This window comes from Streptomyces phaeochromogenes, from assembly GCF_001418655.1.
In the GTDB taxonomy this organism is placed as follows: domain Bacteria; phylum Actinomycetota; class Actinomycetes; order Streptomycetales; family Streptomycetaceae; genus Streptomyces; species Streptomyces phaeochromogenes.
The window spans coordinates 1-802 of the sequence record NZ_LIQZ01000425.1 but is presented as its reverse complement, the minus strand read 5'-3'; the positions used below and the strand labels follow the sequence as shown (position 1 = coordinate 802).

Below are 802 nucleotides of genomic sequence, written 5' to 3'. Positions count from 1 at the left end.
CCCGGCAGGACGACGTCCCGGATGAGGGCGGCCCGCTCGTCGAACGGGATGAACGCGCTCTTGAGGGAGTTGACCGTGACCGTGCGCAGGTCGTCGAGGGTCCAGCCCGCCTCGTCGACGAGCAGGGACATCTCGCGGGTCATGGTCGTGCCGGAGACCAGCCGGTTGTCGGTGTTCAGGGTGACGCGGAAGCCCAGGTCGCGCAGGTGCGTGATCGGGTGGTCGGCGATCGAAGTGGCCGCGCCCGTCTGGAGGTTGGACGTGGGGCACATCTCCAGGGCGATGCGGCGGTCGCGCACCCAGCCCGCGACACGGCCGAGCTTGCCGTCCACGATGTCCTCGGTGATACGGACGCCGTGGCCGATGCGCTGGGCGCCGCAGACCTGGAGGGCCTGGTGGATGCTGGGCAGGCCGTGGGCCTCGCCGGCGNNGCACAGCAGCGTGCCGACGCGGACCGGCGTGCCCAGGGCCGCCGCCTTGGCCATACCGGCGGCCAACCCCTCCTGCACGGTCTCGACGACCTCGGAGAGGGCCAGCCCGCCGTTGACCAGCAGCTCGGGGGCGTACCGCACCTCGCCGTAGACGACACCGTCCTCGGCCAGGTCGAGCACGTACTCCTCGGCGGTGCGCAGCAGGCCCTCGCGGGTCTGCATCACGGCGAGGGTGTGCTCGAAGGTGGCTATGTATCGGACCAAGTCACCGGAGTTGGCTGCCTCGTAGTACCAGGCGGCCAACTCGTCCGGGTCCGTCGTGGGGAGCTTGTGGCCGACCGCGTCGGCGAGTTCGACGAGCGTGGTGGGGC

2 pseudogenes are annotated in these 802 nt (G+C 71.1%); both read right to left on the bottom strand.

Annotated features, from left to right (window positions below):
• A pseudogene (locus AOK17_RS54190) lies at window positions 1-429 on the bottom strand (adenosine deaminase family protein); the annotation flags it as partial.
• Between the two features lie 2 nt (window positions 430-431).
• Window positions 432-802, bottom strand: a pseudogene (locus AOK17_RS52905) (adenosine deaminase); the annotation flags it as partial.